Genomic DNA, 24790 nt, shown 5'->3' on the forward strand with positions numbered 1-24790 from the left:
TGCGGCTATGGCGACTACCGGGGCTGAAACACTAGCGCCCCTTTCGCCTGTTCCGCCCTGTCCGCATCAAGGTTTCCCCCATGTCCCCCGTTTTGAAGGCCGCGCTCTGGATGAGCGGCGCCATCGCCTCCTTCTCCACCATGGCCGTTGCCGGCCGCGAGGCGGCCGCCCAACTCGATACATTCGAGATCATGATGTACCGCAGCTTGATCGGCGTGGTGATCGTCTGTCTGCTGGCATGGCTGCTGGGCACGTGGCGCGAGATCAACCGCCAGAACCTGCGCGCTCACACAGTGCGGAACCTGGCACATTTCACCGGGCAAAACCTGTGGTTCTACGCGGTCACGGTCATTCCCCTCGCCCAGGTGATCGCCCTGGAGTTCACCTCGCCACTCTGGGTCATCGTGCTCTCGCCGCTGATCCTGGGCGAGCGGCTGACCCTGGTGCGCGCCGCCGCGGCCTTGGTGGGGTTCCTCGGCATCCTGGTCGTCGCTCGCCCGGATATGGCCGGGGTCAACCTCGGGATCGTCACGGCGGCCTCCTCGGCGATCTTCTTTGCCCTGACGATCATGTTCACCAAGCGGCTGACGCGGACCCAGTCGATCACCTGCATCCTGTTCTATCTGACCACCATGCAGCTGGTCATGGGGCTGGTCGCGGCGGGCTATGATGGCGATATTGCCTGGCCCGAGCCTGAGACGGTGCCTTTCGTCGTGATGATCGGGCTCGCAGGCCTCATGGCGCACTTTTGCATGACGAACGCCCTTGCCATCGCACCCGCCACGGTTGTCGTGCCGATTGACTTCATCCGCCTGCCGGCCATCGCGGTCGTGGGCATGCTGCTCTATTCCGAGCCGCTGGACGTCTTCGTGTTCCTGGGCGCCGCGATCATCTTCATCGGCAACTATTGGAACATTTGGGTCGAAACACGCCAGAAAACTTGATTTTACGTGAGGTCACACCTCAAGCTTCCCCGGCGTCAAGAATTGACCGGTCAGGGAATCGTGCTTAGGTGCGCTCGCCTGTTTCCGCAGACAACCAACAATTGCAGGCGCTTCTTCTGGGGAGGAGATAATGATGAAAAACTACCTTACAAGTGTAACAGCATTGTGTCTGGCCGCAGGCGGCGCGCACGCCGGTGCCTTGGACCGGACGGGACAGTCGATCGAAGTGCTCTTTGAGCAGGGTCGGTATGCGGAGTTCAGTCTTGGGTATATTTCACCCGACGTGACCGGTCAGAGCGTAAGGGCAATCGGCCCGTTCCCCGCTGGCACGGCGTCCGGCGACATCGGGGTGAGCAACTTCAATTTTGGCGCCGCATACAAAGCGGACCTTAACGACACCTGGTCCTATGCCATCATCTTTGATCAGCCCTTCAAGGCTGAGGTTGAGTATCCAGACGGCACGAATTACTTCGCGCAAGGATCTAACGCGCAGTTCGATACCTACGCTGTGACAGCACTTCTGCAATACAACATGCCGAACGGATTCTCAATTTACGGCGGTCCCCGCTTCCAGAACTCGGATGCGAGCGCTCGGATCGGATTTGTAAACAACTATGATGTCGTAGCAGACGGCGACTGGGGTGTCGGTGCCGTTGCCGGCATTGCTTACGAACGGCCCGAGATCGCATTGCGAGTGTCGCTGACGTATAGTTCCGAAGTCGCACATTCCAACGACGTTACGGAAACCTTCAACAATGGTGCTGTCACGTTCCCGGGCAGCGTTGCGGACTTCGAGACACCGCAATCGGTCAACCTCGAGTTTCAAACCGGGATTGCAGCAGATACGTTGCTGTTCGGCGGCGTGCGCTGGGTGGACTGGTCGGACTTCGACCTGTCTCCGGAGCGTTATGTTGCCGCCACCGGTCAACCGCTTTTGAGCTACATTGACGACACCGTCACTTACAGGCTCGGCATTGGCCGCCGACTCAACGAGACATGGTCCGTTGCCGCTTCCATCGGATACGAGGAGAATACCGGCAACTTGTTCACCAACCTCGGACCGGCGGATGGCGGCGAAAGTCTGAACCTTGCCGCGATCTATACTCAAGGCAACATGAAGATCACCACTGGTCTTCGTTATCTCTGGATCGGGGACACCACGACTGCTGTGTCGGGCTCACCGGGAGCGCAGTTCAATGGCAACGACGCTATCGCCCTGGGTGTCAAAATCGGCTACAATTTCTAATAGCTAGACTTCCGAACACACTCGTAAGCCCCGTGGACGCCGCTCCGCGGGGCTTTCGCGCAGGATCCGGGTGGTTCGCCGACCGCAGGCCACATAAGCTCCGCCCATGACCCAGCAGATGACCCTCTCTCCCAGAACATGGAGCGCGCTGCTCCTGCTCGCGCTGATCTGGGGGGCGTCGTTCCTGTCGATCCGCATCGCACTTGACGAGATCGGGCCGCTCACGGCCGTGGCGCATCGCACGCTCTGGGCCATGCTGGTCCTCTGGGGTGTGGTCTGGGCCATGCGCCTGCCGATCCCGCGCGATCCGCGCATCTGGGGCGCGTTTTTCGGGATGGGGCTGTTCAACAATGCCATCCCCTTCGGACTGATGGCCTGGGGGCAGCTTCATGTCGAGACCGGACTGACCTCGATCCTGAATGCGGCCACCGCCGTCTTCGGCGTGATCGCCGCAGCGGTGTTTTTCACGGACGAGCGCTTGAGCCTGCGCAAGCTGATCGGTGTGGGCCTGGGGTTTTTCGGTGTGGCCACGGCCATTGGCCTTGAGAATCTGCGCGAGTTCGACCTGCGCGCGCTGGCGCAACTGGCGATTTTGGCTGGCACCGTCTCCTACGCGCTCGCAGGTGTCTGGGGGCGCAAGACGCTGGCCGGTCTTCCCGCCCAAATGGCCGCTGCGGGGATGCTGACAGGGTCGACGGCCATCACCCTGCCCCTCGCCCTCATCGTCGAGGGGCCGATGCGGTTTGACCTCGCGCCGGGCACTGTCTTGGCCATTGCGTATTACTCCGTGATCGCCACGGCTGGGGCCTATCTGCTCTACTACTACGTGCTGGCGCGCGCCGGCAGCGGGAATCTTCTGCTCGTCACGCTGCTGATCGCGCCGGTGGCGATCCTGCTCGGCGCACTGGTGCGGGATGAGGCGCTGAACCCCAACGCCTATCTGGGGTTTGCCATTCTCGCGCTTGGGCTTCTGGTGCTGGACCGACGGCTCTGGCGCCGGACCCGGAAGCACCCAGCCGCGATTGACCCGATCCGAAAACGACCCTAGGTGTGGTCCGCATCACGGCCCTCAGGACGCGCCCTATGCTCTATTCTTCCGCCGCCGACTGGCGCGCTGCCCCCCGCAAATCCGTGCTGGTCTACGGCATGTCGGGGCTGGGCAAGACCCATATGTCCAATCTGCTGCGCGACAGCGGCGACTGGTTTCACTACTCCATCGATTACCGCATCGGCACGCGGTACATGGGCGAATACATCGCCGACAATGCCAAGGCCGAGGCGATGAAGGTGCCCTTCCTGCGCGAGCTGCTGATGAGCGATAGCATCTACATCGGCTCGAACATCACCTTCGACAACCTTGCTCCCGTCGCGACCTATCTCGGCAAGCCGGGCGATCCGGGCAAAGGCGGGCTGCCCATGGCCGAGTACACGCGGCGGCAGGAGCAGTTCCGCCAGGCCGAGATCGCCGCCCTGCATGACACGGTGCATTTCGCCAAACGGGCCGATGCGCTTTACGGCTATCCGCATTTCATCTGCGACACGGGCGGGTCGATCTGCGAATGGGTGGATCCGGAGGACGACGCCGATCCGATCCTCTCTGAGCTGGCGCGGCATTGCCTTCTGGTCTGGATCAAAGGCGATGAGGCCCATACGCAGGAGCTGATCCGCCGCTTCGACCGCGCCCCGAAACCGATGGCCTATCAGCCCGCGTTTCTGGCAAAAGTCTGGAGTGAATACCTTAATGAAAACAATTTCGTGGAAAGCGATGTTGATCCTGATGCCTTCGTGCGTTTCACCTATGCCAAGGCGCTGGCCCACCGCCAGCCGCGCTACGAGGCGATGGCGCGCTGGGGGATCACCGTGACTGCCAATGAGGTCTCGGCCATGTCCACGCCCGACGATTTCACCGACCTCGTGGCACAGCGCCTCTAGGATGCGTCACCGAGCTGTGAGCATCCGCCCCTTGAGACCCATCAACCGAGAAGCTATCTGACTGCCCTGTTCAGACGCCGGAAAACACGCATGCCCATCAAGATCCCTGCCGACCTCCCCGCCTACGATGTGCTCACGCGCGAGGGTGTGATGGTGATGGACGAGGACCAGGCGGCCCGGCAGGACATCCGGCCCCTGCGCATCGGGCTTCTGAACCTGATGCCGAAGAAGATCCAGACGGAGAATCAGTTTGCCCGGCTGATCGGCGCCACGCCCTTGCAGATCGAGCTGAGCCTCATTCGCATGTCCGAGCATCAGACCAAGAACACCGCTGCGGAGCATATGGAGAGCTTCTACCGCCCCTTTCAGGAGGTGAAGGGCGAGAAGTTCGACGGGCTGATCATCACCGGCGCGCCGATCGAGCATCTGGAGTTCGACCAGGTGACCTACTGGGACGAGCTGTGCGAGGTGATGGACTGGACCCAGACCAATGTGACCTCGACCTTCGGCGTCTGCTGGGGCGGCATGGCGATGATCAACCACTTCCACGGGGTTGAGAAACACATGCTCAAGGCGAAGGCCTTCGGCTGTTTCCGGCACCGGAACCTGGCGCCCGCCTCGCAGTACCTGCGCGGGTTCTCGGATGACTGCGTGATCCCGGTCTCGCGGTGGACGGAAATGCGCCAGGACGAGATTGACGCGACCCCGGGGCTGAAGACGCTCCTGGGCAGCGATGAGGTCGGCCCCTGCCTGGTGGAGGACGCGACGCATCGCGCGCTCTACATCTTCAACCACTTCGAATACGACAGCGACACGCTCAAACAGGAGTACGACCGGGACGTCGCGAGCGGCACGCCGATCAATGTGCCGCTGAACTACTACCCCAACGACGATCCGAGCCAGGCGCCGCTCAACCGCTGGCGCAGCCATGCGCATCTGCTCTACGGCAACTGGCTGACGGAGGTGTACCAGGATACACCCTATGATATCGATGCGATCGGGCGTTAGACGGGTGCTGGCCACCACGCTGATCTGCCTGACGGCCGTTGCGGTTGTCCAATGGCGGGCCTCGGCGCGCGAGGCACGGACGGCCGAGGCCTATCCGCCCACCGGCCAGCTGATTGCCGACAAGGCACGCGAGGTTCATGCGCAGGTCATGGGTGAGGGCCCTGATCTCGTGCTGATCCATGGCGCATCGGGCAGCCTGCGCGAGTTTACCTTCGCGCTGGCGGAGCGGCTGAAGGACCGCTACCGGGTCATCCTGCTCGACCGCCCGGGGCTGGGGTGGACCGACCGCGCCTCTTATCGCTTCGAAGGCGTCTTGAACCGCGCCGCGGAATCGCCAGCGGTCCAGGCTGAGATGCTGCAGGCTGCCGCTGACGCGCTCGATGTCAAAAACCCGATTGTGCTGGGGCACTCCTTCGGCGGGGCGGTCGCCATGGCCTGGGCCCTGTCGCGCCCCGAGGATACCGCCGCTGTCGTCATGGTCTCGGGCGTCTCGCAACCCTGGCCGGGCGAGCTCGACTGGCAATACCGGATCATGGATACGGCTCTGGGCGATCTGCTGATCCCGCCGCTGGTGTCGGCCTTCACGCCGGAACGCGTGATCCGGAGCAATGTCGAGGCGATTTTCGCGCCGCAATCCATGCCGGACGGCTATCTGGAGCACATCGGGCCCCGGCTTGCGCTGCGGCGTCAGACCTTCCGCGCCAACGCGCAACAGGTGAACCGCCTGCGCCCGCATGTGGTGGACATGTCGAGCCGATACCCCGACTTGAAGATGCCGATCGAGATCCTGCATGGCACCGCGGATGAGATTGTTCCGCTGCGCATTCACAGCGAGCCTTTGGCCCAGCAGGTCCCAGGTGCGGTGCTCACCCGGCTGGAGGGTGTGGGGCATATGCCGCAGCATGTCGTCCCCGATGAAGTGGAGGCCGCGATTGACCGTGCGGCGACCCGCGCGGGTTTGCGTTAAGCCTGTTAACATCCCATATTGAGGGCAGAACACCTGCCCTGGAGGGCCCATGGACCTGCCATTTGACGGCGCAATCAGCTCCTTTTTTGAAACCGAAGCCCCGCAGCCAATTCGCGACGCAATCCGAAGGGGTGAGCGGGGTGATATCCTCTCGCCGACCTATCCCCACAGCGACCGCTTGGCGCGCAAGCCCTACGAGGGTGATCTGCGGGCCTTGCAGATCGAGCTGGTCAAACTGCAGGCCTGGGTCCGGGAGAGCGGCGCGCGGGTCGTCCTCGTCTTCGAAGGACGGGATGGTGCCGGAAAAGGTGGCACAATCAAACGGTTCCGGGCCAATCTTAATCCCCGTGGCGCGCGGGTCGTCGCCCTGGCCAAACCGACCGAGAAAGAGGCCGGCGAGTGGTACTTTCAGCGCTACGCCCGGCAGTTGCCGACCGCGAGCGAGCTCGTCTTCTATGATCGCAGCTGGTACAACCGAGGTGTCGTGGAAGAGGTCTTCGACTTCTGCACCCCGACCCAACGCAAGCATTTCTTCCAACAGGTCAACCCGTTCGAAGAGATGCTGGTGGATGAGGGCATACATCTCTTCAAGTTCTGGCTGAACGTGGGCCGCGCCGAACAGTTGCGCCGCCTCATGGCCCGCGAGCGCGACCCGCTGAAACAGTGGAAGCTGAGCTGGATCGATGTCGAGGGCCTGAAGCGTTGGGACGCCTATACACAAGCGATCGCCGAGACGCTGACTGCGAGCCATACCGAGACCGCCCCCTGGACCATCGTGCGCTCGGACGACAAGCGCCGCGCGCGGCTGGCGGCCATTCGCACCGTGTTGCATGGGATCGACTATGCGCGCAAGGACGTGAAGGCCATCGGCAAGATCGACAACAGCATCTGCGGCGGACCGGACGTCTGGGATGCCTAAACGCGGTTACCACCACGGCAACCTGCGGCAAGCGCTGATCGATGCGGCGTTGGAGCTGATCGAGGCCCGGGGGCCTATGGGCTTCACGCTGTCCGAAGCGGCCAAGCAGGCGGGCGTGACCCCGGCGGCGGTCTATCGGCACTTCGAAGGGCGCGAGGACCTGATCGCCGAGGCCGCCTTGCAGGGCTACGAGATCTTCGGGGATCTCATGCAATACGCTTATGACAAGGGCCAACCCTCGGCCCTGTCGGCCTTTACGGCCACCGGTCGGGCCTATCTCGCCTTCGCGGGCAAGTATCCGGGTCACTATATCGCGATGTTCGAAAGCGGCATCTCGGTGAACCGGACCCCGGAATTGGCAGCCGCCGCGACGCGCGCAAACGATGTGCTGGAGAAGGCCGCAACCGACCTCAGCCAGCATATCCCCGCGGACAAGCGCCCACCCGCGTCGATGTTTTCAGCGCATATCTGGGCGCTCAGTCACGGGGTGGTCGAGCTTTTTGCCCGCAACTCGCCCGGGCGCGCGTCGCCCTTTCCGGCGGACGACCTGCTCGAGACCGGGATCGGCATCTATCTGCGGGGACTTGGCCTGATCAGCCCGGACGACTGAAGTAGAAATCAGGCCGCCAGATAGGGCCGCAACGCCGTCGCCTCGGTCGCGGTCAGTGTCATTGACGCGGTTGCGCCAAATCCATCGTAACCGGCCGCAAGCGACGGGAAGAGTGATTGCAGCTCGCCCCGCGGCGCGACCTCGAGCGCACCGACCGACTGTTCGGCGTAGAAGAAGCTCTCGCTCAGCGCGCCACTGGCCCGGACGATCTGGTGGCTGTCGAACATGAAATGGGTGTAGCGTACGGTGTCGCGCGGCTCGATTCGGACGCCGGGCAGACCGACCAGATGCTTCGCCGCGATCAGCACCTGGGGCTTTCCGAAGAGCAATTCGGCCATCGGCGTTTCGGCCCACATGCGATGCTGTTGCGACACCACCAGTGCCCTGTCGTTGCCAAAAGCGCCCGCCTCGAAGATCACGGGCGCATAGTCTCCCTGCCCCGCCACGGTGGTGCTGGCAACCCAGCGGACCGGCGCGGCACCGCTGTCCTTGGTCCAGATCTCCTGGCCGGCTTTGATCTCCTCGACCGAGATGTCGCCATCGGGCGTGTCGATCCGGGTCCCGTCCGCAAAACAGGGCGCGAAGCTGTTGTAGGTTGACGCGCCGTTGTTGCTCCCGCTGACCTTGACGTAAGAGGCACCGTCCTGCAGGACGGTGGTGGTCGAATAGCCCCAGATATCGCTGAAGTTGCCGTTCTTGGAATAGACGTTGACGGTGATGACCGGGCCCGTGGTACTGCCGTTGTCGTCGAGCTGCTGCAACCGGATGATCGATTCCGACTCGACCCGGGTGCCATTGGCCACCAGCCCCTTGCCATCCACGATCCGGTGCTGGTTCGCTCGCGAGTCTTCGAAAACGTTGGAGTTGCCGCCCGTGTCGTTCAGCGTAATGACCTCGCCACTGCCTGCGGTGTACTGGAAGATGGTGCCATTCGGCGTATTGCCGTTGTTGATGATGGGGTTGCCGACAAGACTCGACTTCGGGCTGGACGTGACAATGAGATTCTCATTGTCGAAGGCCACAAACGTCCTGAGAACCATAACCGCCTCCCTCGTGAACGGATTTGGGTGAGCGTAGCGGGGATTCGCGGGCGCGCGAAGCCCTTGCGCTGCCAAAAATCGGTTCTGTTGCCGATTTTGCGCGGTTTTCGGCGGATTTGACCGGATCGGCATACCCGTAGGTTGTGCGTGCCGGTCCCAAAACGAAGGGCCACCACAGCGGGCAGCCCTTCGACGTGTCTTGCCTGTCTTTAGCGCTTGGAGAACTGGAAGCTCTTGCGCGCCTTGGCCTTGCCGTATTTCTTGCGCTCGACCACGCGGCTGTCGCGGGTCAGGAAGCCGGCGGCTTTCAGCGCGCCGCGCAAGCTGGGATCGTAAAGCTGCAGCGCCTTGGAGATGCCGTGCTTGACCGCACCGGCCTGACCCGAAAGCCCGCCGCCCTTCACGGTGGCCACCACATCGAACTGGCCTTCGGTGCCCGAGACGGAGAACGGCTGGGCCAGGATCATCTGCAGCACCGGGCGCGCGAAATAGTCGTTCTGCGCCTTGCCGTTCACGGTGACCTTGCCGGAGCCGGGCTTGATCCAGACGCGGGCGACGGCATCCTTCCGCTTGCCGGTGGCGTAGGAGCGGCCCAGATCGTCGCGCACGGGCTCGCGCGGGGTTTCGACCACTTCGGGTGCGGCCTCAAGGCCAGCGGCCTGGCCGAGCTCTTCGAGGGTGTTGATTTCGTCAGCCATGCTCATGCACTCCGGGTGTTTTTGCTGTTCATGGATTTGACATCCAGAACTTCGGGGCTTTGCGCCTCATGGGGGTGATCACCACCCGCATAGACGCGCAGGTTGGTCATCTGTTTGCGGCTCAGCCGGTTGCCGGGCAGCATGCGCTTGACGGCGAGGGTGACGACCCGCTCAGGATGCGCGCCTTCGAGGATCTGCGCCTTGGTGCGCGACTTGATCCCGCCAGGATGCCCGGTGTGCCAGTAGTGGTTCTCGTCGCGCTTCTTGCCGGTCAGCTGGATCTTGTCGGCATTGATGACGATGACATTGTCACCCATGTCCATATGCGGTGTGAACGACGGCTTGTGCTTGCCACGCAGACGCATGGCCACGATCGACGCAAGACGGCCCAGAACAACGCCCTCGGCGTCGATCAGGATCCATTTCTTGTCGATATCTGCGGGTGTTGCAGAAAAGGTTTTCATGGACGGTTCCCCGGTTGAGGTGAAAGGCGGCCTCTGACGGTGCCGCCCCGAATTCGATTGGCGGTTTATAATCGACCGAACGGCCACGTCAAGCACGTTATGTCACGATTTATCATTCAGAATCAATGCGTTGCAAAATAGGTATTATTATACCCCATATGCTTGCGCGATATTTTTCCTTGAAACCCGCGCGCAAAGGCACAGAGTGCGGCACAGCGTGCTGTAAAGGGTTTGGCCTGAGGTCGTCTATGGAGTCCAGTCTTGTCGATGCCGCCTTGGGCGCAGTTTTCCTGCTTGCGGGCGCGACCTGGCTGGGCATCTCGCCTGTCCGGCGGCTCATCCGCATCTACGAGGCCAAGCATGAGCTCAAGCACGGCTCTGCCGGCTGGTTGCGCAGCCTCAGCGGCTGGTCGCTCATCGCGCTTTGGCTGCTGGCCACATGGTTCGTCGCCACCATCATAGGCGACTGGGGGGCCACCGGAGACCTGCCGGGCGCGATGGACCGCTCGTGGCTGCGGCTGCGCATCATCCTGGAGATTCTGATCGCCATTCTGGAGTCCGACAATTGACCGAAGCGGCGGCGATCCAGACGGCATTGCAGTGCCCCGCCTGCGCTGGTCAGTGCACCTTCTTGCCCACAGAGCAGGCGCTGGCCTGTCAGAGCTGCGGATCGACGCACCCGATTGAGCTGGACGACGATGCCGATGCTGCGGCAGAAACCCCCTATGGTGTGGATCTGGTGGCCGAAGACAGGCCCGTTCCACAGCAGGTGCGCGTGCATCACTGCGAGACCTGCGGCGGCGATGTGATCTTCACCGGGCCGATCCTGTCCGAGCGCTGCGCCTATTGCGACGGGCCTGTGGTGCTGGCACTGCAGGACACCGGCTTTGCCACCATGGGTCTGATCCCCTTTGCGATCGGCGAGGAAGAGGCGCAGGCTTGCGCGCAGCGGTGGGTGTCGCGGCGGATCGCTGCCCCCAGCGATCTGAAAGGGATCATCGCTGAGGCCCGTGTCGCCGGGCTCTACGCGCCGTTCTGGACCTTCGACAGCACCGAAACCATCCGCTATTGGGCGCAGTACCGGACCGGGTCGGGCAATCATGCCCGCACCCGCTCGACCGAGGGCGATATGGAGATCGTGTTCGACGATCTGCTGATGCCCGCCTCGCCCCATGTGACCCCGCTGATCCGCGATGGCATTCTGCATGAGTTCGACCCCGCGCGACTGCGTCCCTATGATGCGGCGTATCTGGCGGGCTTCGCCGCCGAGCAGCATCATCAGACCGTGGAGGAGGGGCTCGCGGCCAATGCGGACGACAAGGACCTGCTGATCCGCAACCGTATCCGAAAACACATCGACAAATCGCGGATTGTCAGCCTGGAGTACCAGTCGGACACCACGGGCATTCACTATCGCCGCATCCTGCTGCCGGTCTGGATCCTGCATTACAGCTATGAGGATCAGCCGATGAAGGTCGTGGTCTGCGGGCTGCACGGCCGCACTTTTGGCGAGCGGCCGTTTTCCACCTGGAAGCTGGCGGGCTATGCCGCCGTGCTCTCGGCGGTTGCGATTGGCTTTGGCGTGGGCTGGGGGGCTGGGGGGCTGCTCTAGCGGCGATCAGACACCCAGTTGCTCGGGCGGGCTGTCGAGCAGGTCGCGCAGCCGCATCATCGCCGCCTCGAAGGTCTTCAGCGAAACGCCCGCGTTGACAGCCATGCGCACCGCATGTGGCGCGCGCGCCTCGCGGCAGACGAACTCTTCAGCCGAGCGGATCTGCACGCCCTGCGCTTCTGCTGCCTGGCAGAAGGCCCCCGCCCGCCAGCCCACCGGCAGCCGCAGCCACAGGAACGGAACCCCGGGCCGCCAGACCAGATCATAAGCGCCGAGCACGTTCACCGCACATTGCACATAGGTGTGGAACGCCCGGGTTGTCGCCTCTGCCACGCGGTCGATGTCAGGGTGGGTCAGAAGGGCCGCGCAGACATCGGTCATCGGCGTGGCAAGACCGAAGAACCCGTGCTCGGCGGACCGGCGCAGGACGTGCGATTTGCCTTCGGGCGCAATGGCATATCCGAAGCGCAGCGCAGGCGTGATCGTCTTGGCGATGGAGGAGACATACCAGCCGCGCCCCGGCGCCAGCATCCGGTAGGCGGGCGCGCGGTTGACACCCATCCGGTAGCAATCGTCCTCGACGATCTGGAAATCGCGCTGGCGGGCGATGCGCGCAATGGCCTCGCGCCGGGCGACCGGCGTGAAGCCGCAGGTCGGATTGTGCACCTCCGGCGAGGTACAAAGGACTTGCGCGTCATGCGCCCGCGCCACGGCCTCAAGCGCCTCGGGGATGATCCCCTCCGCATCCATCGGCACGGGCACCACATCCGCGCGCAACAACTCGGCCGCGCGCCGGAAGCCCGGATAGGCCAGTTCCTCGATCAGCACGGTGGGCTTGCGCCCCTCCAGAATCGCCTGAAGGATGAGCAGGATGCCGTTCTGCCCGCCGTGGCACAACACCACGTCGCGTTCATGCAGCGGTCCGAGCGGTGTGCCCTTCAGCCAGTGCACCACCGCGTCGCGCGCAGGGCGCGCGCCGCTCCGGCTGGGATAGTGCATCACGCCCGAGGGCGGCACCTTGGCCACCTGCGCCATGACCTGGCGCACCAGCTTGTCCTGCCCGACGCAGGGCAGATGCGGTGAAAACAGGCTGACATTGTGCGGGTCTTCCTCCACACCCGCGCTGTGCTTGATCACGTCGATCTCGATGGGCGCGTCATTGGCAGGCGTCGCACGCGGCGGGGCGACGAAGGTCCCGCGCCCGACCTCGGCGGTCAGCGTCCCCTCGTCGGTCAGGATCGTATAGGCGCGGGCGACGGTGCCGGGCGTGATGCTCAACCGCCAGGCCAGATCGCGCACCGGTGGCAGCTTGTCGCCGGGCTTCAGAGCACCGGCGTCGATGCCCTTGCGGATGCTCGAGACGACAGCCTGATACTTGGGCCCCTGCCCCGTCACCAGCTCCGGCTGCCAAATTGTACTCATTACAATGTTTTCCTAGCCTGGATGTATCAATCATCGTATCAATATTGCATAGCGATACCGCTATATTGTGTCAATACAATTTTAGGAGAGTCCCATGGCACACGCAACAACTCCATCCTCCCGGTCCCTGGCCTATCTCAATGAGGTCAAGGAGATGCCACAAGTGGCCATCCTCGCGGTCGAGTTTGCTGTCTGCGTGTCCAAATGGACCACACGTCGCCGCACGCGCCGCGCGCTGAAAAAGCTCACGGTCCGGCAACTGGACGACGTGGGGCTGACACCCGAGCAGGCTCGGCACGAGGCTGCCAAGGTGTTCTGGCGCGCGTAACCTCCCCGGTACGCGACCAGACCTCTTCCTCAGGGCCGGGCTTGTCCCGGCCCTCTTTTATCAGGCGCGCGGCGGAATGGCGTAGGTCAGGCTCGCCCGGGCCACCGGTTCGGACATGCCGTCCGAGTAGATCAGCACGTCGCTGACCGAGAGTTGTTTTCCGAGCTTTAGCAAGCGCACTTCGCCGCGCAGGTCGGCGCGCGCCGCGGGCTTGCGCATGAAGTCGATGGCGCAATTCGTCGTGACTGTTAGCGCCTCGGGGCCGATGCGGGCCAGCGTGATCAGATAGGCCGCCACATCGGCCAGCGCGAACATCGCGGGCCCCGAGACCGTCCCGCCCGGACGCAGATGCTTGTCGCCAACCTTCAGCCGGACGGTCAACCGGTCGCTGCTGACCTTCTCGACGACAAAGTCATCCGCGACCTGCTCGAACACCCGATCCAGAAAGGCGTTCAGCGCTGCGGCGTCCATCTTGATGTCCATCGTGCCCCCTTTTGGGCAGACGGTGTGCGAAACACGGAAAAAGCGCAAGCGACTGTGGCGATGGGCGCAGCCTGACGCAGCGTCCGGGCATTGTTTCCAGATCCTCGCATCACAGTTTCCGCCTGCGGTCTTTCAATTCGGGCAGAACCGGGGCAGAAGTGCGGCGCGGTCACTGACCGATCCGATTTGGGTCGCCGCCGGCGGAAGGTCCCTCCACGCCAGATCTCTCACTGGCGCGACAGTCTCGCAGCGGCGACCCCAAAACTGCTCATCAGCGCCTTTCGAAGACAGAAGCCTCGGCCGCCGGTTGCGTCGCTGCGCGCCCTGCCCTACATGATCCGGCATGGCAGAGGAGCTTCATATCGTGGGTGGCGGCATGGCTGGGTCCGAAGCCGCGTGGCAGGCCGCCAATATGGGGGTGCGCGTCGTCCTGCATGAAATGCGCCCCAAGGTGGGCACCTTCGCCCATCAGACCGGCCTGCTGGGCGAGATGGTCTGCTCGAACTCGTTCCGTTCGGACGATGACGAGCAGAACGCCGTGGGTCTGCTGCATTGGGAGATGCGGGCGGCAAACGGGCTGATCATGCAGATGGCCGACAGGCACCGGCTGCCGGCAGGCGGTGCGCTCGCGGTCGATCGCGAGCCTTTCGCGCAATCGGTGACCGATGCGCTCACGGCGCATCCGAACATCCGCCTCTCCTATGGTGAGATCACCGAGCTGCCGGCGCAGGGTCAGTGGATCATCGCGACCGGCCCGCTCACCTCCTCCGCGCTTGGTCAGGCCATCGCGGCGGAGACGGGGGCCGAGGCGCTCGCCTTCTTCGACGCCATCGCGCCCATTGTCTATTTCGACAGCATCGACATGTCGAAAGCCTGGATGCAGTCGCGTTACGACAAGGGCGATACCGAGGAAGAACGGACCGCATACCTGAACTGCCCGATGGACCGCGCCCAATACGAAGCCTTCATAGACGCGCTGCTCGCGGCCGAGAAGACCGAGTTCCGCGAGGGCGAGACCGCCGGCTATTTCGACGGCTGCCTGCCCATCGAAGTCATGGCCGAGCGCGGGCGCGAGACGCTGCGCTTCGGTCCGATGAAGCCCGTGGGCCTGACCAATCCGCACCAGCCCGAGGTGAAACCCTATGCAGTCGTGCAGCTGCGGCGGGACAACAAGCTGGGTACGCTCTACAACATCGTCGGGTTTCAGACCAAGATGAAATACGGTGCGCAAGCCGATGTTTTCAAAAGTATTCCCGGGCTAGAAGATGCGAAATTCGCCCGGCTTGGCGGTATCCACCGCAATACGTTTCTCAATGCGCCGACACTGCTGGATGGGCAGATGCGTCTACGCTCGCGGCCGAACATCCGCTTTGCGGGCCAGATCACCGGCGTCGAAGGCTATGTTGAATCCGCTGCCATGGGGCTGCTCGCAGGGCGCCTGGCCGCGCAGGAGATGCTCGGATACCCGCTTGAGACGCCACCCGACTGCACCGCGACCGGTGCGCTCATCACCCACATCACCGGCGGGGCCGAGGCCAAGACCTTCCAGCCCATGAATGTGAACTTCGGTCTGTTCCCGCCTGTCGAGGGGCTGAAAGGCGGGCGGCGCGGCCGCAAGGATCGCTACAAGGCCTATACGGATCGCGCCAAGGTCGCATGGCAGGCCTGGCTCGGTGACGGCGCACTGGACGCCGCTTAGCCCGGACGGTTATCTTGCTGTCATGGGACAGGAGTATCTCGACAAAGTCTACGACGCCCGGGATCCGCAAGAGACCCGCGCACTCTACGATGCGTGGTCCGCGAGCTACGAGGCGGAGGTCGGCAAGAACGGCTATGTGACGCCCAGCCGTGCGGCGCATGCCTTGGCCAAATTCACAAAGGATCAGGCCCAGCCTGTGCTCGATTTCGGCTGCGGGACCGGGCTGTCCGGACTGGCGCTGAAGCTCTCTGGGTTCGAGACCATCGATGGCGTTGATCTCTCCCCGGACATGCTCGCCCAGGCCGAGGAAAGGCGTCTCTATCGCAGGCTGACGCTGATCGAGCCGGACGGCCCGCTGCCGGTCAACCTGGCGGATTACGCGGCGGTCGCGGCCATCGGCGTGATCGGTGCTGGGGCGGCCCCGATCTCGGTCTTCGATGACCTGATGCACGGGCTGAGGCGCGGCGGCCTATTGGTCCTGTCGCTGAACGATCACGCGCTGCAGGACCGCGCCAACGAAGCGCGCATCTGCGAGTGGGTCGACTGCGCTGCGGCGCGGTTGCTGTTTCGCGAAAACGGGCCGCATCTGCCCGGGATTAACTTGAACTCCAACGTATACGTGCTTGAAAAAAATTGATATTCCGAACACGGTTTGCGCCGTCGCCGACAGGGCTGCTGCATCTGGGCCATGCCTTCTCGGCTCTGACCGCCTATGAAATGGCGCGCGCGGCGCATGGAACCTTCCTGCTGCGTATGGACGATATCGACCGGGTCCGCTCGAAACCGGAATACGAGGTGCAGGCCAAGCAGGATCTGCACTGGCTGGGGGTGCGCTGGCCGGAGCCGGTGATGCAGCAATCCCGGTCCGAGCCCCGTTTTCGGGCAGCACTCGACGAGCTGGCAGCGCTCGGCCTGCTCTACCCCTGCTCCTGCAGCCGTGCCGATATCGACGCGGCCGCGGGTGCGCCGCAGGAGGGCGTGCCGACGCATGGGCCGGATGGCCGGATCTACCCCGGCACCTGCCGGCACCGCAGCATGGAGAGTTATCTCGAGGGCGACGCGGTGCGTCTTGACATGGCGAAGGCAATTGTCGCCGCGGGGCCATTGCCGCAGTTCACCGAGACTGGTGCCGCATTCGAAGGCCGCCATACCCTGCAGGCCGAGGACCTGCTTACCACGGTCGGGGATGTCGCGGTTGCGCGCCGGGGCATGGCGGCGGCCTATCATCTCTGCGTGGTTGTGGATGATCATGCGCAGGACATAACGCATGTGATTCGGGGGGAGGATCTGTTCGACGCCACCCGCATTCACGTGCTGCTGGCGCATCTGCTGCGCCTGCCGGTGCCCGAGTACCACCATCACCGGCTGATCCGTGATGCGGCCGGTAAACGTCTGGCCAAGCGCGATGACGCGCGGGCCATCCGGCTCTTCCGCGATCAGGGGGCGACCCCAGAGGACATTCGCGCGATGGTTGGCCTGCCGAGCAGCTGAGACGCTACATCGGCGTCAGACGTTCGACTTCCTGCCCGTCCGCAATGCCGGTGTAAAAGCAGCTGCGCCGACCCGTATGACAGGCCGGGCCGGTCTGACGTACCTGCACCAGCAGACAGTCGCGGTCACAGTCCACCCGCATCTCGACCAGCGCCTGATGGTGGCCGCTGGTCTCGCCCTTGACCCAGAACGCCTGCCGCGACCGGCTCCAGTAGGTCACCTTGCCCGTCTCCAGCGTCTGCGCCACGGCGGCGCGGTTCATCCAGGCCATCATCAGCACCTCGCCGCTTGCCGCATCCTGCGCAATCGCGGGGATCAGGCCGGCGTCGTTGTACCGCAGAGTGTCCGGATCGAAAGGCGCGGGATTGGGGGGCATGCCAAAAACCTTTTTGCATCTGCTGCCAGAGGATTTATGTATGAAAGCCGTAACCAACGGAAGGCCAGGCCAAGCCATGTCGGGCGAAAACGATCTGATAAAGCTGTATTCGGGCAAGATCCTCGCCCTTGCGTCCGATATCCCGCATCTGGGGCGGCTTGAAGCGCCCATGGCAACGGTGAAGAAACGCTCTCCGCTCTGCGGCTCGGCTGTGACGGTCGATCTGAATGTCGAAGACGGCCGCGTCAGCGCCTACGGACAGGACGTCAAGGCCTGCGCGCTTGGCCAGGCGGCGGCTGCGGTGACCGGCGGCGCGATCCTCGGGCGCACGCTCGAAGAGATCGAGACTGCCCGTGACGAACTGCGCGCGATGCTGAAGGAGGGTGGCCCGGTTCCGGCCGCACCCTTCGCCGGGTTCGAGGTGCTCGAACCCGCACGGGACTATCGCAACCGGCACGCGTCGATCCTGCTCAGCATTGAAGCGGCTTGCGAAGCGATGACACAGGCGCTGCGGGCAGATTGCGCCTGAGGCTCGCGACGAAATTAGCAATTTTTAAGTAAACCCGTGACATCCTGCGGCTGACTGACATCGTAGGGCGCCATGACCGTTCACCCCCAGCTTTCCGACAGCATCTACACCGACCGGTTGACCGAAGCCGCCGCCGCCCTTGGCTATGAAATCGTTGATATCTCAGGTTTTCTAGACCTCGTGGAGGAGCATGCCCGCGCGCAGCGCAAGGGCCTGGCGGTGCTCGGCGCGCGGGCTGACGACATGGGGCGCGCCAATTCCGATGTGCGGGATGCGGTGCAGACCATGGCGCAGAACACCGGCGAGACGGCACAGGATGTGAAATCCTCCGCCGCGCTCATGCGAACGACCGGCGAGAAGACCCGTACGGTTGCCGGCTGGGTGCAGGACCTGTCGCAGCGCACTGAAACGGTAAGCGATACGCTCTCGGCGGTGAAGACCAACAACCAGCAGATCGCGAGCATCGCCACACAGGTCAACACGCTTGCGATCAACGCCAAGATCGAGGCCGCGCGCGCCGGTGAGGCCGGGCGGGGCTTTGCTGTCGTGGCCGAGGCGATCAACGATCTGTCGCAGAAGACACGGGATGCGGCCGTGCAGATTTCCGACAACATCGAAACACTTACCAACTGGATCAGCGCGCTCGGGCAGGAAGCCTCCGGCATTGCAACCCAGGCGGCCGAGGTTCTGGAAAACGCCAGTGGCACGGATACGGCCTTGAGCCGGATGGAGACATCGATTTCCTCGGCCAACGAGCAGGCCCAGCGGATCGCCCAGCAGGCTGAACGCATGGAGACCGCGATGGCCGATTTCGCGCCCGCGCTCAGCAGCATCGACGCCTCGGTCAACAGCACCTCAACCGGCATTGAACAAACGCACGAGCGGATCCTGAACCTGATCGACACCTCCGAAACGATCGTGCAGTCGACCGCGCTGATCGGGGGCAACTCCGTCGACACACCCTTCATTCAGCGGGTTCAGAGCCTCGCACGGGCGCTCTCACAGCGCCTGGAGGAAGCCGTCGACAGCGGCGCGACCTCCATGTCGCAGCTCTTTGATCGGACCTACCGGCCGATCCCCGGCACCAACCCTGAGCAGGTTATGGCCGAATGCACGAAGATCATGGACGAGGTGCTGCCCCCGCTGCAGGAGCCGGTGCTGGAGATGGACAGCAAGGTCGTGTTCTGTGCGGCGGTGGACATCAACGGCTACCTGCCCACGCACAACCGCAAGTTCTCGCAGCCGCCCGGTGATGACCCGGTCTGGAACATGGCCAATTGCCGCAACCGGCGCATCTTTGACGACCGTGTCGGCCTGAAGGCGGGCCGCAATACCGAACCGTTCTTGCTGCAGGTCTATCGCCGCGACATGGGCGGTGGCGAATTCAAGATGATGAAGGACCTCTCGGCCCCGATCTTCGTGAAGGGCAAACATTGGGGCGGGCTGCGCCTCGCCTATACCTTCTGAAAAAAACGCCGCACGTCCCGAGCAGGACGGCGGCGTCAGGTGAAGCGTCTCTCACGTGGGACCCGGGCACGGGGTGCAGGGGGCAGATCCTGCTGAGACAGGGAACAGGCAGCGTTCGTCTCATTGACCAGCCGGGGAAAGCGCTGGCCCGTGCGCGGCGCGAGATCGCAGGCAGAAATCAGACAAAGAACGGCAGGTGCAGACCCACCACAAGCATCACGACGAGCGCCACGGCCCCAGCCATATCCTGCACCAGTGTCGCCTGCGAGCGGGATGCGATGGATCTGATCTGTGTGAACATGACGTCTCTCCGTTTTGTTGCTTATTTGTTCTCATATTTTTAACCATGTGTAAAGAACTTAATAGGAACATTCGCGAACAAATTTTCACACACGCTCTAACCGACTGAAATCAAACGGATCGCTTCTTCCTGTCGCATCAGCCAGAGCAGCAGGCGCGCCGCCTGCCCGCGCGGGCCCGACAGCTCCGGATCTTCTGCGAGCAGACGACGCGCGTCGCTTTGTGCAATGGCCATCAGCCCCGCCTGACGCTCCAGATCGGCCACGCGGAAGCGGGGCAGACCGGACTGCGCGGTTCCGATAACGTCGCCCGCCCCGCGCATCTTCAGATCTGTCTCGGCGATGGCAAAGCCGTCCTCTGTTTCGCGCAGCACTTCCAGCCGTTGGCGGCCGCCTTCGGAGAGCGGTGCCTGGTAGAGCAGCAGGCAGGTTGAGGCCTCCGTTCCGCGCCCGACGCGTCCGCGCATCTGATGCAGTTGCGCCAGCCCAAAGGTTTCCGCCCGTTCGACGACCATGATTGTGGCGTTCGGGACGTTCACGCCCACCTCGATCACCGTCGTGGCGACCAGCACCTTCGTTTCGCCGGCGACGAAGCGGGCCATCGCCGCATCCTTCTCGGGCGGTGGCATCTGGCCATGCACCAGCCCCACAATCCCCTCACCAAGGGCGGCGCGCAGATGCTTGAACCGGGCCTCGGCAGCCGTCAGATCGACCACTTCGCTTTCCTCGACCAGAGGGCAGACCCAATAGCACTGTCGGCCCTCGGCGATCACGGCGCGCAGCCGCGCGATTACCTCGTCCATTCGTGCAGTGCTGATCATCGCCGTCTTGATCGGCTGCCGCCCGGGTGGTTTTTCGTCGAGCACCGAGACATCCATGTCACCGTATTGCGCCAGCGCCAGCGAGCGTGGGATCGGTGTCGCCGTCATCACCAGCACATCAACGCCTTCGCCTTTGCGGCCAAGCTCCAGCCGCTGGCGCACACCGAACCGGTGCTGTTCGTCGATCACCGCGAGGCGCAAATCCTTGAACTGCACATCGGCCTGGAACACCGCATGGGTGCCCAGCAGGATCTGAATGTCACCCCGCGCGAGTGCGGCGCGCTTGCGCTGCCGCTCGCTCCCCTTGTCGCGCCCGGTCAGAACCTCCACCACGACGCCCGCGGCCTCGGCCAGCGGCTGCAGCGACTCAAGGTGTTGCCGCGCGAGGATCTCGGTCGGAGCCATCAGCACGCCCTGCCCGCCCGCCTCGACCGCGCGCAGCAGGGCCATGAGCGCCACCAGCGTCTTGCCGGCGCCGACGTCCCCCTGCAACAGGCGGTTCATCCGCTGGGGCGCGCTCATGTCGGCGTTGATCTCGTCGACCCCGCGGGCCTGTGCCCGGGTCGGGCGATAGGGCAGCGCGGCCAAGACCGCTGCTTGCAACTGCCCGTCGCCTGTGGTCACCCGGCCGGGCTTGCGCCGCTCGGTGGACCGGGCCAGAGCCAAGGTCAGCTGATGCGCCAGCAACTCGTCATAGGCCAACCGTTCGCGGGCCGGTGCGTCTGCTGCCAGATCCTCCTGCCGTGAGGGCGTGTGGGCCGCCGCCGCCGCTGGCGCAAAATCCGGCCAGCCCGCGCGCTCTTTCTGCGCCGGATCAATCCATTCCGGCATATCCGGCACGCGGCCGAGCGCGCCCCGCGTGGCCTTGAACATCAGCTTCTGTGTCACACCGGCCGTCAGCGGGTAGACGGGTTCGAAGGGTGGGATCTGATCGGCCTCATCCTCGGGGAGGATATGATCGGGATGCACCATCTGCGCGATGCCGTCGAAGCTTTCGACCTTGCCCGAGACCACGCGGCGGCTGCCTTCGGGCAGCGCGGTTTTCCAGTAATCGCCACGGGCATGGAAGAAGACGAGTTGAAAGGAGGTCTGCGCATCCTCCACATGGATCCGGTAGGCGCCGCCCTTGCTGCGCGCGGGCGTATGGGCGCCGATCTGGACTGCGACGGTCAGCGTTGTCGGCAGTGCCGCGCCTTGGATGGTCTCGCGACGTCGGCGGTCGACGCCGGCGTATGGCAGCGTAAAGAGCAGATCGCGCGGCGCGCGGATGCCCAAGGCCTCCATGTGCGCGGCTGTTTTTGGCCCGATTCCGGGCAGCGTCTTCACTTCGGCAAACAGCGGGAAGAGCTGTTCGGGCCGTCCGCTCATGCGCCCGCGATCAGCGACAGCCAGCCGTCTTCATCCAGGGTCTCGATGCCAAGCTCGGCCGCCTTTTTCGCCTTCGACCCGGCGCCCGGCCCGGCAACGACGATATCGGTCTTTGCCGAGACCGAGCCCGAGACCTTCGCGCCCAACCGCTCGGCCCGCGCTTTGGCCTCGGCGCGGGTCATCTTCTCGAGCGTGCCGGTGAACACCACCGTCTTGCCGGCCACCGGGCTGCCCGCCGTGTCTGGCCGGCGCACATCCTGCACCTCGAGCTGCGCGATGAGCCGGTCAATGGAGGCCCGCTCGGCCGGCTGCGCCAGCGTCTGCACCAGCGAGCTGGCCATGACCGTGCCGACGCCATCGATGTCCGTCAGCTCGCGCCAAGCGGCATCATCGGGATCCTGCGCTGCCCGCATCGCGGCCTCGAAGGTCTCCCAGTCGGTGTAGTGCATCGCGATCATGTTGGAGGCTGCTTCACCCACATGGCGTATGCCGAGGGAGAAGATGAGGCGCGAGAGCGGGATTTTCCGTTTCTCGTCAATGGCATCAAAGAGATTGGTCGCAGATTTCTCGCCCCAGCCGTCGCGGTTCTTCAGTTGCTGCACGCCCGAGCCGAAGCGGGCGCGCAGGGTGAAGATGTCGGCCGGCTCCCGGATCCACCCGTCGGTATAGAATTGTTCAACCTGCTTGGCGCCCAGGCCCTCGATGTCGAAGGCTGCGCGCGAGACGAAATGCTTCAGCTTCTCCACCGCCTGGGCCGGACAGATCAGCCCGCCGGTGCAGCGGCGCACCGCGTCGCCCGGTTCGCGCAGGGCTTCGCTGTCGCATTGCGGGCAGCGGGTCGGAAACACGTAAGGTTCCGCGTCTTCGGGCCGTTTGGACAAATCCACGTCAGCCACCTTCGGGATCACGTCGCCGGCTCGGTAGACCTGCACCCAGTCGCCGACCCGGATGTCCTTGCCGCCGCGGATCTCGGCCCCCTTGTTGTCGCGCCCGGCGATGTAATCTTCGTTGTGCAGCGTGGCGTTCGAGACCACGACACCGCCGACCGTGACGGGCTGCAGGCGCGCCACGGGCGAGAGCGCGCCCGTGCGCCCGACCTGGATGTCGATCGCATCGAGCCGGGTCCAGGCGAGCTCGGCCGGGAACTTGTGCGCGATGGCCCAACGGGGCGTGGTGGATCGGAAGCCCAGCCGGTCCTGCAGCGTCAGATCGTCGACCTTGTAGACGACGCCGTCGATGTCATAGCCGAGGGTCGCACGCTGTGCCTCGATCACGGCGTAATGCGCGATCAACTCCGCCGGTCCATCGCATCTGCGGGTCAGCGGATTGGTCTTGAAACCGAGGGCCGAGAGCCGCTCGATCGCGCCCATCTGTGTCTCTGCCAATGGCGCGGAGACGGCGCCCCAGGCATAGGCGAAGAACCGCAGCGGGCGCGCGCGCGTGATCTCGGCGTCGAGTTGCCGGAGTGAGCCCGCGGCCGCATTGCGCGGGTTTGCGAAGACCTTGCCGCCGCGTTCGGTCTGGCGCGCATTCAGCGCCTCGAAGTCGGGATGCGACATGTAGACTTCGCCGCGCACTTCGAGCAGGTCGGGCGCTCCGGTGAGCATCGTGGGGATGTCATCGATGGTGCGGGCGTTTGCAGTCACATTCTCGCCAATACTGCCGTCGCCCCGCGTGGCCGCCTGCACAAGCTCGCCCTTTTCATATCGCAGGGAGAGCGACAACCCATCAATCTTGGGCTCCGCCGTATAGGTCAGAGGCGCGTCATCGCCCAAGCCGAGATACCGGCGAATGCGGCTGTCGAAATCGGTGATGTCGTCGTCGCCAAACCCGTTCGACAGGGACAGCATCGCCACCGCATGGGTGACTTTGGAGAAGCCTTCGGCGGGGGCGGCTCCGACCTGATCGGACGGGCTGTCGGGGCGCTTCAACGCAGGGAATCGCGCTTCGATGGTCGCGTTGCGCTGTTTCAGGGCATCGTAATCGGCATCCGACATCTGCGGATCGTCAGCGCCATGATAGGCGACATTCGCTTTTGCCAGAAGATCGGCCAGCCGCGCAAGCTCGGCCTTGGCCGCAGCTTCGCTCAGATCCTCGATGTCGGTTGAAGACGCCAAGACCTGCCCCTTTCCTCTTCGCGCATATGACTAGATATGCGCAGGTCCGGATCAGGTCCAGTCGATTTCAGAAGGGGGAGGCGCGTTGCGCTGGTCCGGCACCGGATTGCCGGGCCGGACCGCGCCGCTGCTGCTCGTCAGGCGCCTATGGCAAGGCGTTGTGGATCATCTGCCTGGTTCGGCTCCGGATCGCGGAGCACATAGCCCCGGCCCCAGACCGTCTCGATATAGTTTTCGCCGCCGGTGGCGTTGCTCAGTTTCTTGCGGAGCTTGCAGATGAAGACGTCGATGATCTTGAGTTCGGGCTCGTCCATGCCGCCGTAGAGATGATTGAGGAACATCTCCTTGGTCAGGGTGGTGCCCTTGCGGAGCGAAAGCAGCTCCAGCATCTGGTATTCCTTGCCGGTCAGGTGCACAGGCTTGTTGTCCGCGCTCACCGTCTTGGCGTCGAGATTGACCGAGATGAGGCCGGTGTCGATCACCGATTGCGAGTGCCCTTTCGAGCGGCGGATGATGGCGTGGATCCGCGCCACCAGTTCCTCGCGGTGGAAGGGCTTGGTCAGGTAGTCATCAGCACCGAACCCGAAGCCCTTGATCTTGTTCTCGGTATCATCCGCGCCAGAGAGGATCAGGATCGGCGTCTCGATCCGCGACAGGCGCAGCTGGCGCAGAACTTCGTGACCGTTCATGTCCGGCAGATCGAGGTCGAGCAAGATGAGGTCATAGTCGTAAAGCTTGGCCAGATCGATCCCTTCCTCCCCCAAATCCGTGGCATAGACATTCAGATTGGCGTGGGTCAGCATCAACTCGATGCTTTTTGAGGTCGTGGGGTCGTCTTCCACTAGCAGTACGCGCATGATTTTCTCCGCATCGGGTGAACGTTTTGTCGGAATTAACCGTGCACAAAAAGGGTTAATCACACGTTACCGTCAGCGATAAACTTACCTTAA

26 protein-coding genes are annotated in these 24790 nt (G+C 63.8%); 16 read left to right on the top strand and 10 right to left on the bottom strand.

The window, feature by feature from the left end; genetic code table 11:
* Positions 1 to 80 precede the first annotated feature (80 nt).
* From MUB52_RS05840 to MUB52_RS05875, 8 genes are all read left to right on the top strand, one after another.
* A complete protein-coding gene (locus MUB52_RS05840) occupies positions 81 to 944 on the top strand; it encodes a DMT family transporter (RefSeq protein ID WP_263843264.1) in 864 nt (287 codons plus the stop codon).
* Between the two features lie 133 nt (positions 945 to 1077).
* Positions 1078 to 2190 (top strand): OmpP1/FadL family transporter, encoded by a 1113-nt coding sequence (locus tag MUB52_RS05845; protein WP_263843265.1) that lies wholly within the window; start codon positions 1078 to 1080, stop codon positions 2188 to 2190.
* Positions 2191 to 2296: 106 nt separating this feature from the next.
* The gene (locus MUB52_RS05850; RefSeq protein WP_263843266.1) at positions 2297 to 3238 is read left to right on the top strand and encodes a DMT family transporter; all 942 of its coding nucleotides are present in this window, start codon (positions 2297 to 2299) and stop codon (positions 3236 to 3238) included.
* A gap of 35 nt (positions 3239 to 3273) precedes the next feature.
* The gene (locus MUB52_RS05855) at positions 3274 to 4122 is read left to right on the top strand and encodes an ATPase (protein ID WP_263843267.1); all 849 of its coding nucleotides are present in this window, start codon (positions 3274 to 3276) and stop codon (positions 4120 to 4122) included.
* Between the two features lie 90 nt (positions 4123 to 4212).
* Positions 4213 to 5130 carry a homoserine O-acetyltransferase MetA gene (metA, locus tag MUB52_RS05860; protein WP_263843268.1) on the top strand — a complete coding sequence of 306 codons (918 nt, stop codon included), beginning with the start codon at positions 4213 to 4215 and terminating at the stop codon, positions 5128 to 5130.
* Positions 5114 to 6097, top strand: a complete 984-nt coding sequence (locus tag MUB52_RS05865) for an alpha/beta fold hydrolase (protein ID WP_263843553.1) — start codon at positions 5114 to 5116, stop codon at positions 6095 to 6097. The genes metA and MUB52_RS05865 overlap by 17 nt, the downstream gene beginning before the upstream one ends.
* 49 nt (positions 6098 to 6146) lie before the next feature.
* Positions 6147 to 7016 (top strand): polyphosphate kinase 2, encoded by an 870-nt coding sequence (gene ppk2 / locus MUB52_RS05870; RefSeq protein WP_263843269.1) that lies wholly within the window; start codon positions 6147 to 6149, stop codon positions 7014 to 7016.
* Positions 7009 to 7626, top strand: coding sequence for a TetR/AcrR family transcriptional regulator (locus MUB52_RS05875; RefSeq protein ID WP_263843270.1), 618 nt, complete (start codon positions 7009 to 7011; stop codon positions 7624 to 7626). The genes ppk2 and MUB52_RS05875 overlap by 8 nt, the downstream gene beginning before the upstream one ends.
* A gap of 8 nt (positions 7627 to 7634) precedes the next feature.
* On the opposite strand, the gene MUB52_RS05880 is transcribed toward MUB52_RS05875, so the two are convergent.
* The 3 genes from MUB52_RS05880 to rplM form a co-directional block, all read right to left on the bottom strand.
* Positions 7635 to 8666, bottom strand: a complete 1032-nt coding sequence (locus MUB52_RS05880) for a Hint domain-containing protein (RefSeq protein ID WP_263843271.1) — start codon at positions 8664 to 8666, stop codon at positions 7635 to 7637.
* A gap of 209 nt (positions 8667 to 8875) precedes the next feature.
* Entirely contained in the window at positions 8876 to 9364 is a 489-nt protein-coding gene (rpsI, locus tag MUB52_RS05885) for a 30S ribosomal protein S9 (protein WP_263843272.1), read from the bottom strand.
* 2 nt (positions 9365 to 9366) lie between these two features.
* Entirely contained in the window at positions 9367 to 9828 is a 462-nt protein-coding gene (rplM, locus tag MUB52_RS05890) for a 50S ribosomal protein L13 (RefSeq protein ID WP_263843273.1), read from the bottom strand.
* Positions 9829 to 10076: 248 nt separating this feature from the next.
* Between rplM and MUB52_RS05895 the strand changes: the two genes are divergently transcribed.
* Positions 10077 to 10397, top strand: a complete 321-nt coding sequence (locus MUB52_RS05895) for a hypothetical protein (protein ID WP_263843274.1) — start codon at positions 10077 to 10079, stop codon at positions 10395 to 10397.
* Entirely contained in the window at positions 10394 to 11440 is a 1047-nt protein-coding gene (locus MUB52_RS05900) for a hypothetical protein (RefSeq protein ID WP_263843275.1), read from the top strand. Before MUB52_RS05895 ends, MUB52_RS05900 begins: the two co-directional genes overlap by 4 nt.
* A 6-nt stretch (positions 11441 to 11446) precedes the next feature.
* Here MUB52_RS05900 and MUB52_RS05905 read toward each other — a convergent pair whose 3' ends face one another.
* Positions 11447 to 12862: an aminotransferase-like domain-containing protein gene (locus MUB52_RS05905; protein ID WP_263843276.1), complete on the bottom strand. Its 1416-nt coding sequence runs from the start codon at positions 12860 to 12862 to the stop codon at positions 11447 to 11449.
* Positions 12863 to 12956: 94 nt separating this feature from the next.
* On the opposite strand from MUB52_RS05905, the gene MUB52_RS05910 reads away from it, so the two are divergent.
* Complete coding sequence (locus tag MUB52_RS05910) at positions 12957 to 13190, top strand: DUF1127 domain-containing protein (protein ID WP_263843277.1); 234 nt, start codon at positions 12957 to 12959, stop codon at positions 13188 to 13190.
* A gap of 60 nt (positions 13191 to 13250) precedes the next feature.
* On the opposite strand, the gene MUB52_RS05915 is transcribed toward MUB52_RS05910, so the two are convergent.
* Positions 13251 to 13673, bottom strand: a complete 423-nt coding sequence (locus MUB52_RS05915) for a PaaI family thioesterase (RefSeq protein WP_263843278.1) — start codon at positions 13671 to 13673, stop codon at positions 13251 to 13253.
* 343 nt (positions 13674 to 14016) lie between these two features.
* Between MUB52_RS05915 and trmFO the strand changes: the two genes are divergently transcribed.
* Genes trmFO through gluQRS form a run of 3 tightly spaced genes read left to right on the top strand, consistent with a single transcriptional unit; the run spans position 14017 to position 16863 of the window.
* Positions 14017 to 15372: a methylenetetrahydrofolate--tRNA-(uracil(54)-C(5))-methyltransferase (FADH(2)-oxidizing) TrmFO gene (trmFO, locus tag MUB52_RS05920; RefSeq protein ID WP_263843279.1), complete on the top strand. Its 1356-nt coding sequence runs from the start codon at positions 14017 to 14019 to the stop codon at positions 15370 to 15372.
* 22 nt (positions 15373 to 15394) lie between these two features.
* Positions 15395 to 16009: a class I SAM-dependent DNA methyltransferase gene (locus tag MUB52_RS05925; protein ID WP_263843554.1), complete on the top strand. Its 615-nt coding sequence runs from the start codon at positions 15395 to 15397 to the stop codon at positions 16007 to 16009.
* Positions 16006 to 16863, top strand: coding sequence for a tRNA glutamyl-Q(34) synthetase GluQRS (gene gluQRS / locus MUB52_RS05930; protein ID WP_263843280.1), 858 nt, complete (start codon positions 16006 to 16008; stop codon positions 16861 to 16863). Before MUB52_RS05925 ends, gluQRS begins: the two co-directional genes overlap by 4 nt.
* A 4-nt stretch (positions 16864 to 16867) precedes the next feature.
* Here gluQRS and hisI read toward each other — a convergent pair whose 3' ends face one another.
* Positions 16868 to 17239: a phosphoribosyl-AMP cyclohydrolase gene (gene hisI / locus MUB52_RS05935; protein ID WP_263843281.1), complete on the bottom strand. Its 372-nt coding sequence runs from the start codon at positions 17237 to 17239 to the stop codon at positions 16868 to 16870.
* Between the two features lie 76 nt (positions 17240 to 17315).
* On the opposite strand from hisI, the gene MUB52_RS05940 reads away from it, so the two are divergent.
* Together MUB52_RS05940 and MUB52_RS05945 are read left to right on the top strand one after the other, a co-directional pair.
* Positions 17316 to 17768 (top strand): iron-sulfur cluster assembly scaffold protein, encoded by a 453-nt coding sequence (locus MUB52_RS05940; protein ID WP_263843555.1) that lies wholly within the window; start codon positions 17316 to 17318, stop codon positions 17766 to 17768.
* Between the two features lie 72 nt (positions 17769 to 17840).
* A complete protein-coding gene (locus MUB52_RS05945; protein WP_263843282.1) occupies positions 17841 to 19235 on the top strand; it encodes a methyl-accepting chemotaxis protein in 1395 nt (464 codons plus the stop codon).
* 178 nt (positions 19236 to 19413) lie between these two features.
* Here MUB52_RS05945 and MUB52_RS05950 read toward each other — a convergent pair whose 3' ends face one another.
* The 4 genes from MUB52_RS05950 to ctrA form a co-directional block, all read right to left on the bottom strand.
* Positions 19414 to 19536: a hypothetical protein gene (locus MUB52_RS05950; RefSeq protein ID WP_263843283.1), complete on the bottom strand. Its 123-nt coding sequence runs from the start codon at positions 19534 to 19536 to the stop codon at positions 19414 to 19416.
* A gap of 96 nt (positions 19537 to 19632) precedes the next feature.
* Complete coding sequence (gene recG / locus MUB52_RS05955) at positions 19633 to 21723, bottom strand: ATP-dependent DNA helicase RecG (RefSeq protein ID WP_263843284.1); 2091 nt, start codon at positions 21721 to 21723, stop codon at positions 19633 to 19635.
* Entirely contained in the window at positions 21720 to 23840 is a 2121-nt protein-coding gene (ligA, locus tag MUB52_RS05960; protein ID WP_263843285.1) for an NAD-dependent DNA ligase LigA, read from the bottom strand. Before ligA ends, recG begins: the two co-directional genes overlap by 4 nt.
* Positions 23841 to 23977: 137 nt before the next feature.
* Complete coding sequence (ctrA, locus tag MUB52_RS05965) at positions 23978 to 24697, bottom strand: response regulator transcription factor CtrA (protein ID WP_263843286.1); 720 nt, start codon at positions 24695 to 24697, stop codon at positions 23978 to 23980.
* Between the last annotated feature and the right edge of the window lie 93 nt (positions 24698 to 24790).

The sequence above is a fragment of the Roseobacter sinensis genome, from assembly GCF_025755255.1.
GTDB lineage: Bacteria > Pseudomonadota > Alphaproteobacteria > Rhodobacterales > Rhodobacteraceae > Roseobacter > Roseobacter sinensis.

Bases quoted from the DNA above. Each gene is read 5' to 3' on its own strand.
- MUB52_RS05840 (WP_263843264.1), top strand. From the start codon at position 81: ATGTCCCCCGTTTTGAAGGCCGCGCTCTGGATGAGCGGCGCCATCGCC.
- MUB52_RS05845 (WP_263843265.1), top strand. From the start codon at position 1,078: ATGAAAAACTACCTTACAAGTGTAACAGCATTGTGTCTGGCCGCAGGC.
- MUB52_RS05850 (WP_263843266.1), top strand. From the start codon at position 2,297: ATGACCCAGCAGATGACCCTCTCTCCCAGAACATGGAGCGCGCTGCTC.
- MUB52_RS05855 (WP_263843267.1), top strand. From the start codon at position 3,274: ATGCTCTATTCTTCCGCCGCCGACTGGCGCGCTGCCCCCCGCAAATCC.
- metA (WP_263843268.1), top strand. From the start codon at position 4,213: ATGCCCATCAAGATCCCTGCCGACCTCCCCGCCTACGATGTGCTCACG.
- MUB52_RS05865 (WP_263843553.1), top strand. From the start codon at position 5,114: ATGCGATCGGGCGTTAGACGGGTGCTGGCCACCACGCTGATCTGCCTG.
- ppk2 (WP_263843269.1), top strand. From the start codon at position 6,147: ATGGACCTGCCATTTGACGGCGCAATCAGCTCCTTTTTTGAAACCGAA.
- MUB52_RS05875 (WP_263843270.1), top strand. From the start codon at position 7,009: ATGCCTAAACGCGGTTACCACCACGGCAACCTGCGGCAAGCGCTGATC.
- MUB52_RS05880 (WP_263843271.1), bottom strand. From the start codon at position 8,666: ATGGTTCTCAGGACGTTTGTGGCCTTCGACAATGAGAATCTCATTGTC.
- rpsI (WP_263843272.1), bottom strand. From the start codon at position 9,364: ATGGCTGACGAAATCAACACCCTCGAAGAGCTCGGCCAGGCCGCTGGC.
- rplM (WP_263843273.1), bottom strand. From the start codon at position 9,828: ATGAAAACCTTTTCTGCAACACCCGCAGATATCGACAAGAAATGGATC.
- MUB52_RS05895 (WP_263843274.1), top strand. From the start codon at position 10,077: ATGGAGTCCAGTCTTGTCGATGCCGCCTTGGGCGCAGTTTTCCTGCTT.
- MUB52_RS05905 (WP_263843276.1), bottom strand. From the start codon at position 12,862: ATGAGTACAATTTGGCAGCCGGAGCTGGTGACGGGGCAGGGGCCCAAG.
- MUB52_RS05910 (WP_263843277.1), top strand. From the start codon at position 12,957: ATGGCACACGCAACAACTCCATCCTCCCGGTCCCTGGCCTATCTCAAT.
- MUB52_RS05915 (WP_263843278.1), bottom strand. From the start codon at position 13,673: ATGGACATCAAGATGGACGCCGCAGCGCTGAACGCCTTTCTGGATCGG.
- trmFO (WP_263843279.1), top strand. From the start codon at position 14,017: ATGGCAGAGGAGCTTCATATCGTGGGTGGCGGCATGGCTGGGTCCGAA.
- MUB52_RS05925 (WP_263843554.1), top strand. From the start codon at position 15,395: ATGGGACAGGAGTATCTCGACAAAGTCTACGACGCCCGGGATCCGCAA.
- hisI (WP_263843281.1), bottom strand. From the start codon at position 17,239: ATGCCCCCCAATCCCGCGCCTTTCGATCCGGACACTCTGCGGTACAAC.
- MUB52_RS05940 (WP_263843555.1), top strand. From the start codon at position 17,316: ATGTCGGGCGAAAACGATCTGATAAAGCTGTATTCGGGCAAGATCCTC.
- MUB52_RS05945 (WP_263843282.1), top strand. From the start codon at position 17,841: ATGACCGTTCACCCCCAGCTTTCCGACAGCATCTACACCGACCGGTTG.
- MUB52_RS05950 (WP_263843283.1), bottom strand. From the start codon at position 19,536: ATGTTCACACAGATCAGATCCATCGCATCCCGCTCGCAGGCGACACTG.
- recG (WP_263843284.1), bottom strand. From the start codon at position 21,723: ATGAGCGGACGGCCCGAACAGCTCTTCCCGCTGTTTGCCGAAGTGAAG.
- ctrA (WP_263843286.1), bottom strand. From the start codon at position 24,697: ATGCGCGTACTGCTAGTGGAAGACGACCCCACGACCTCAAAAAGCATC.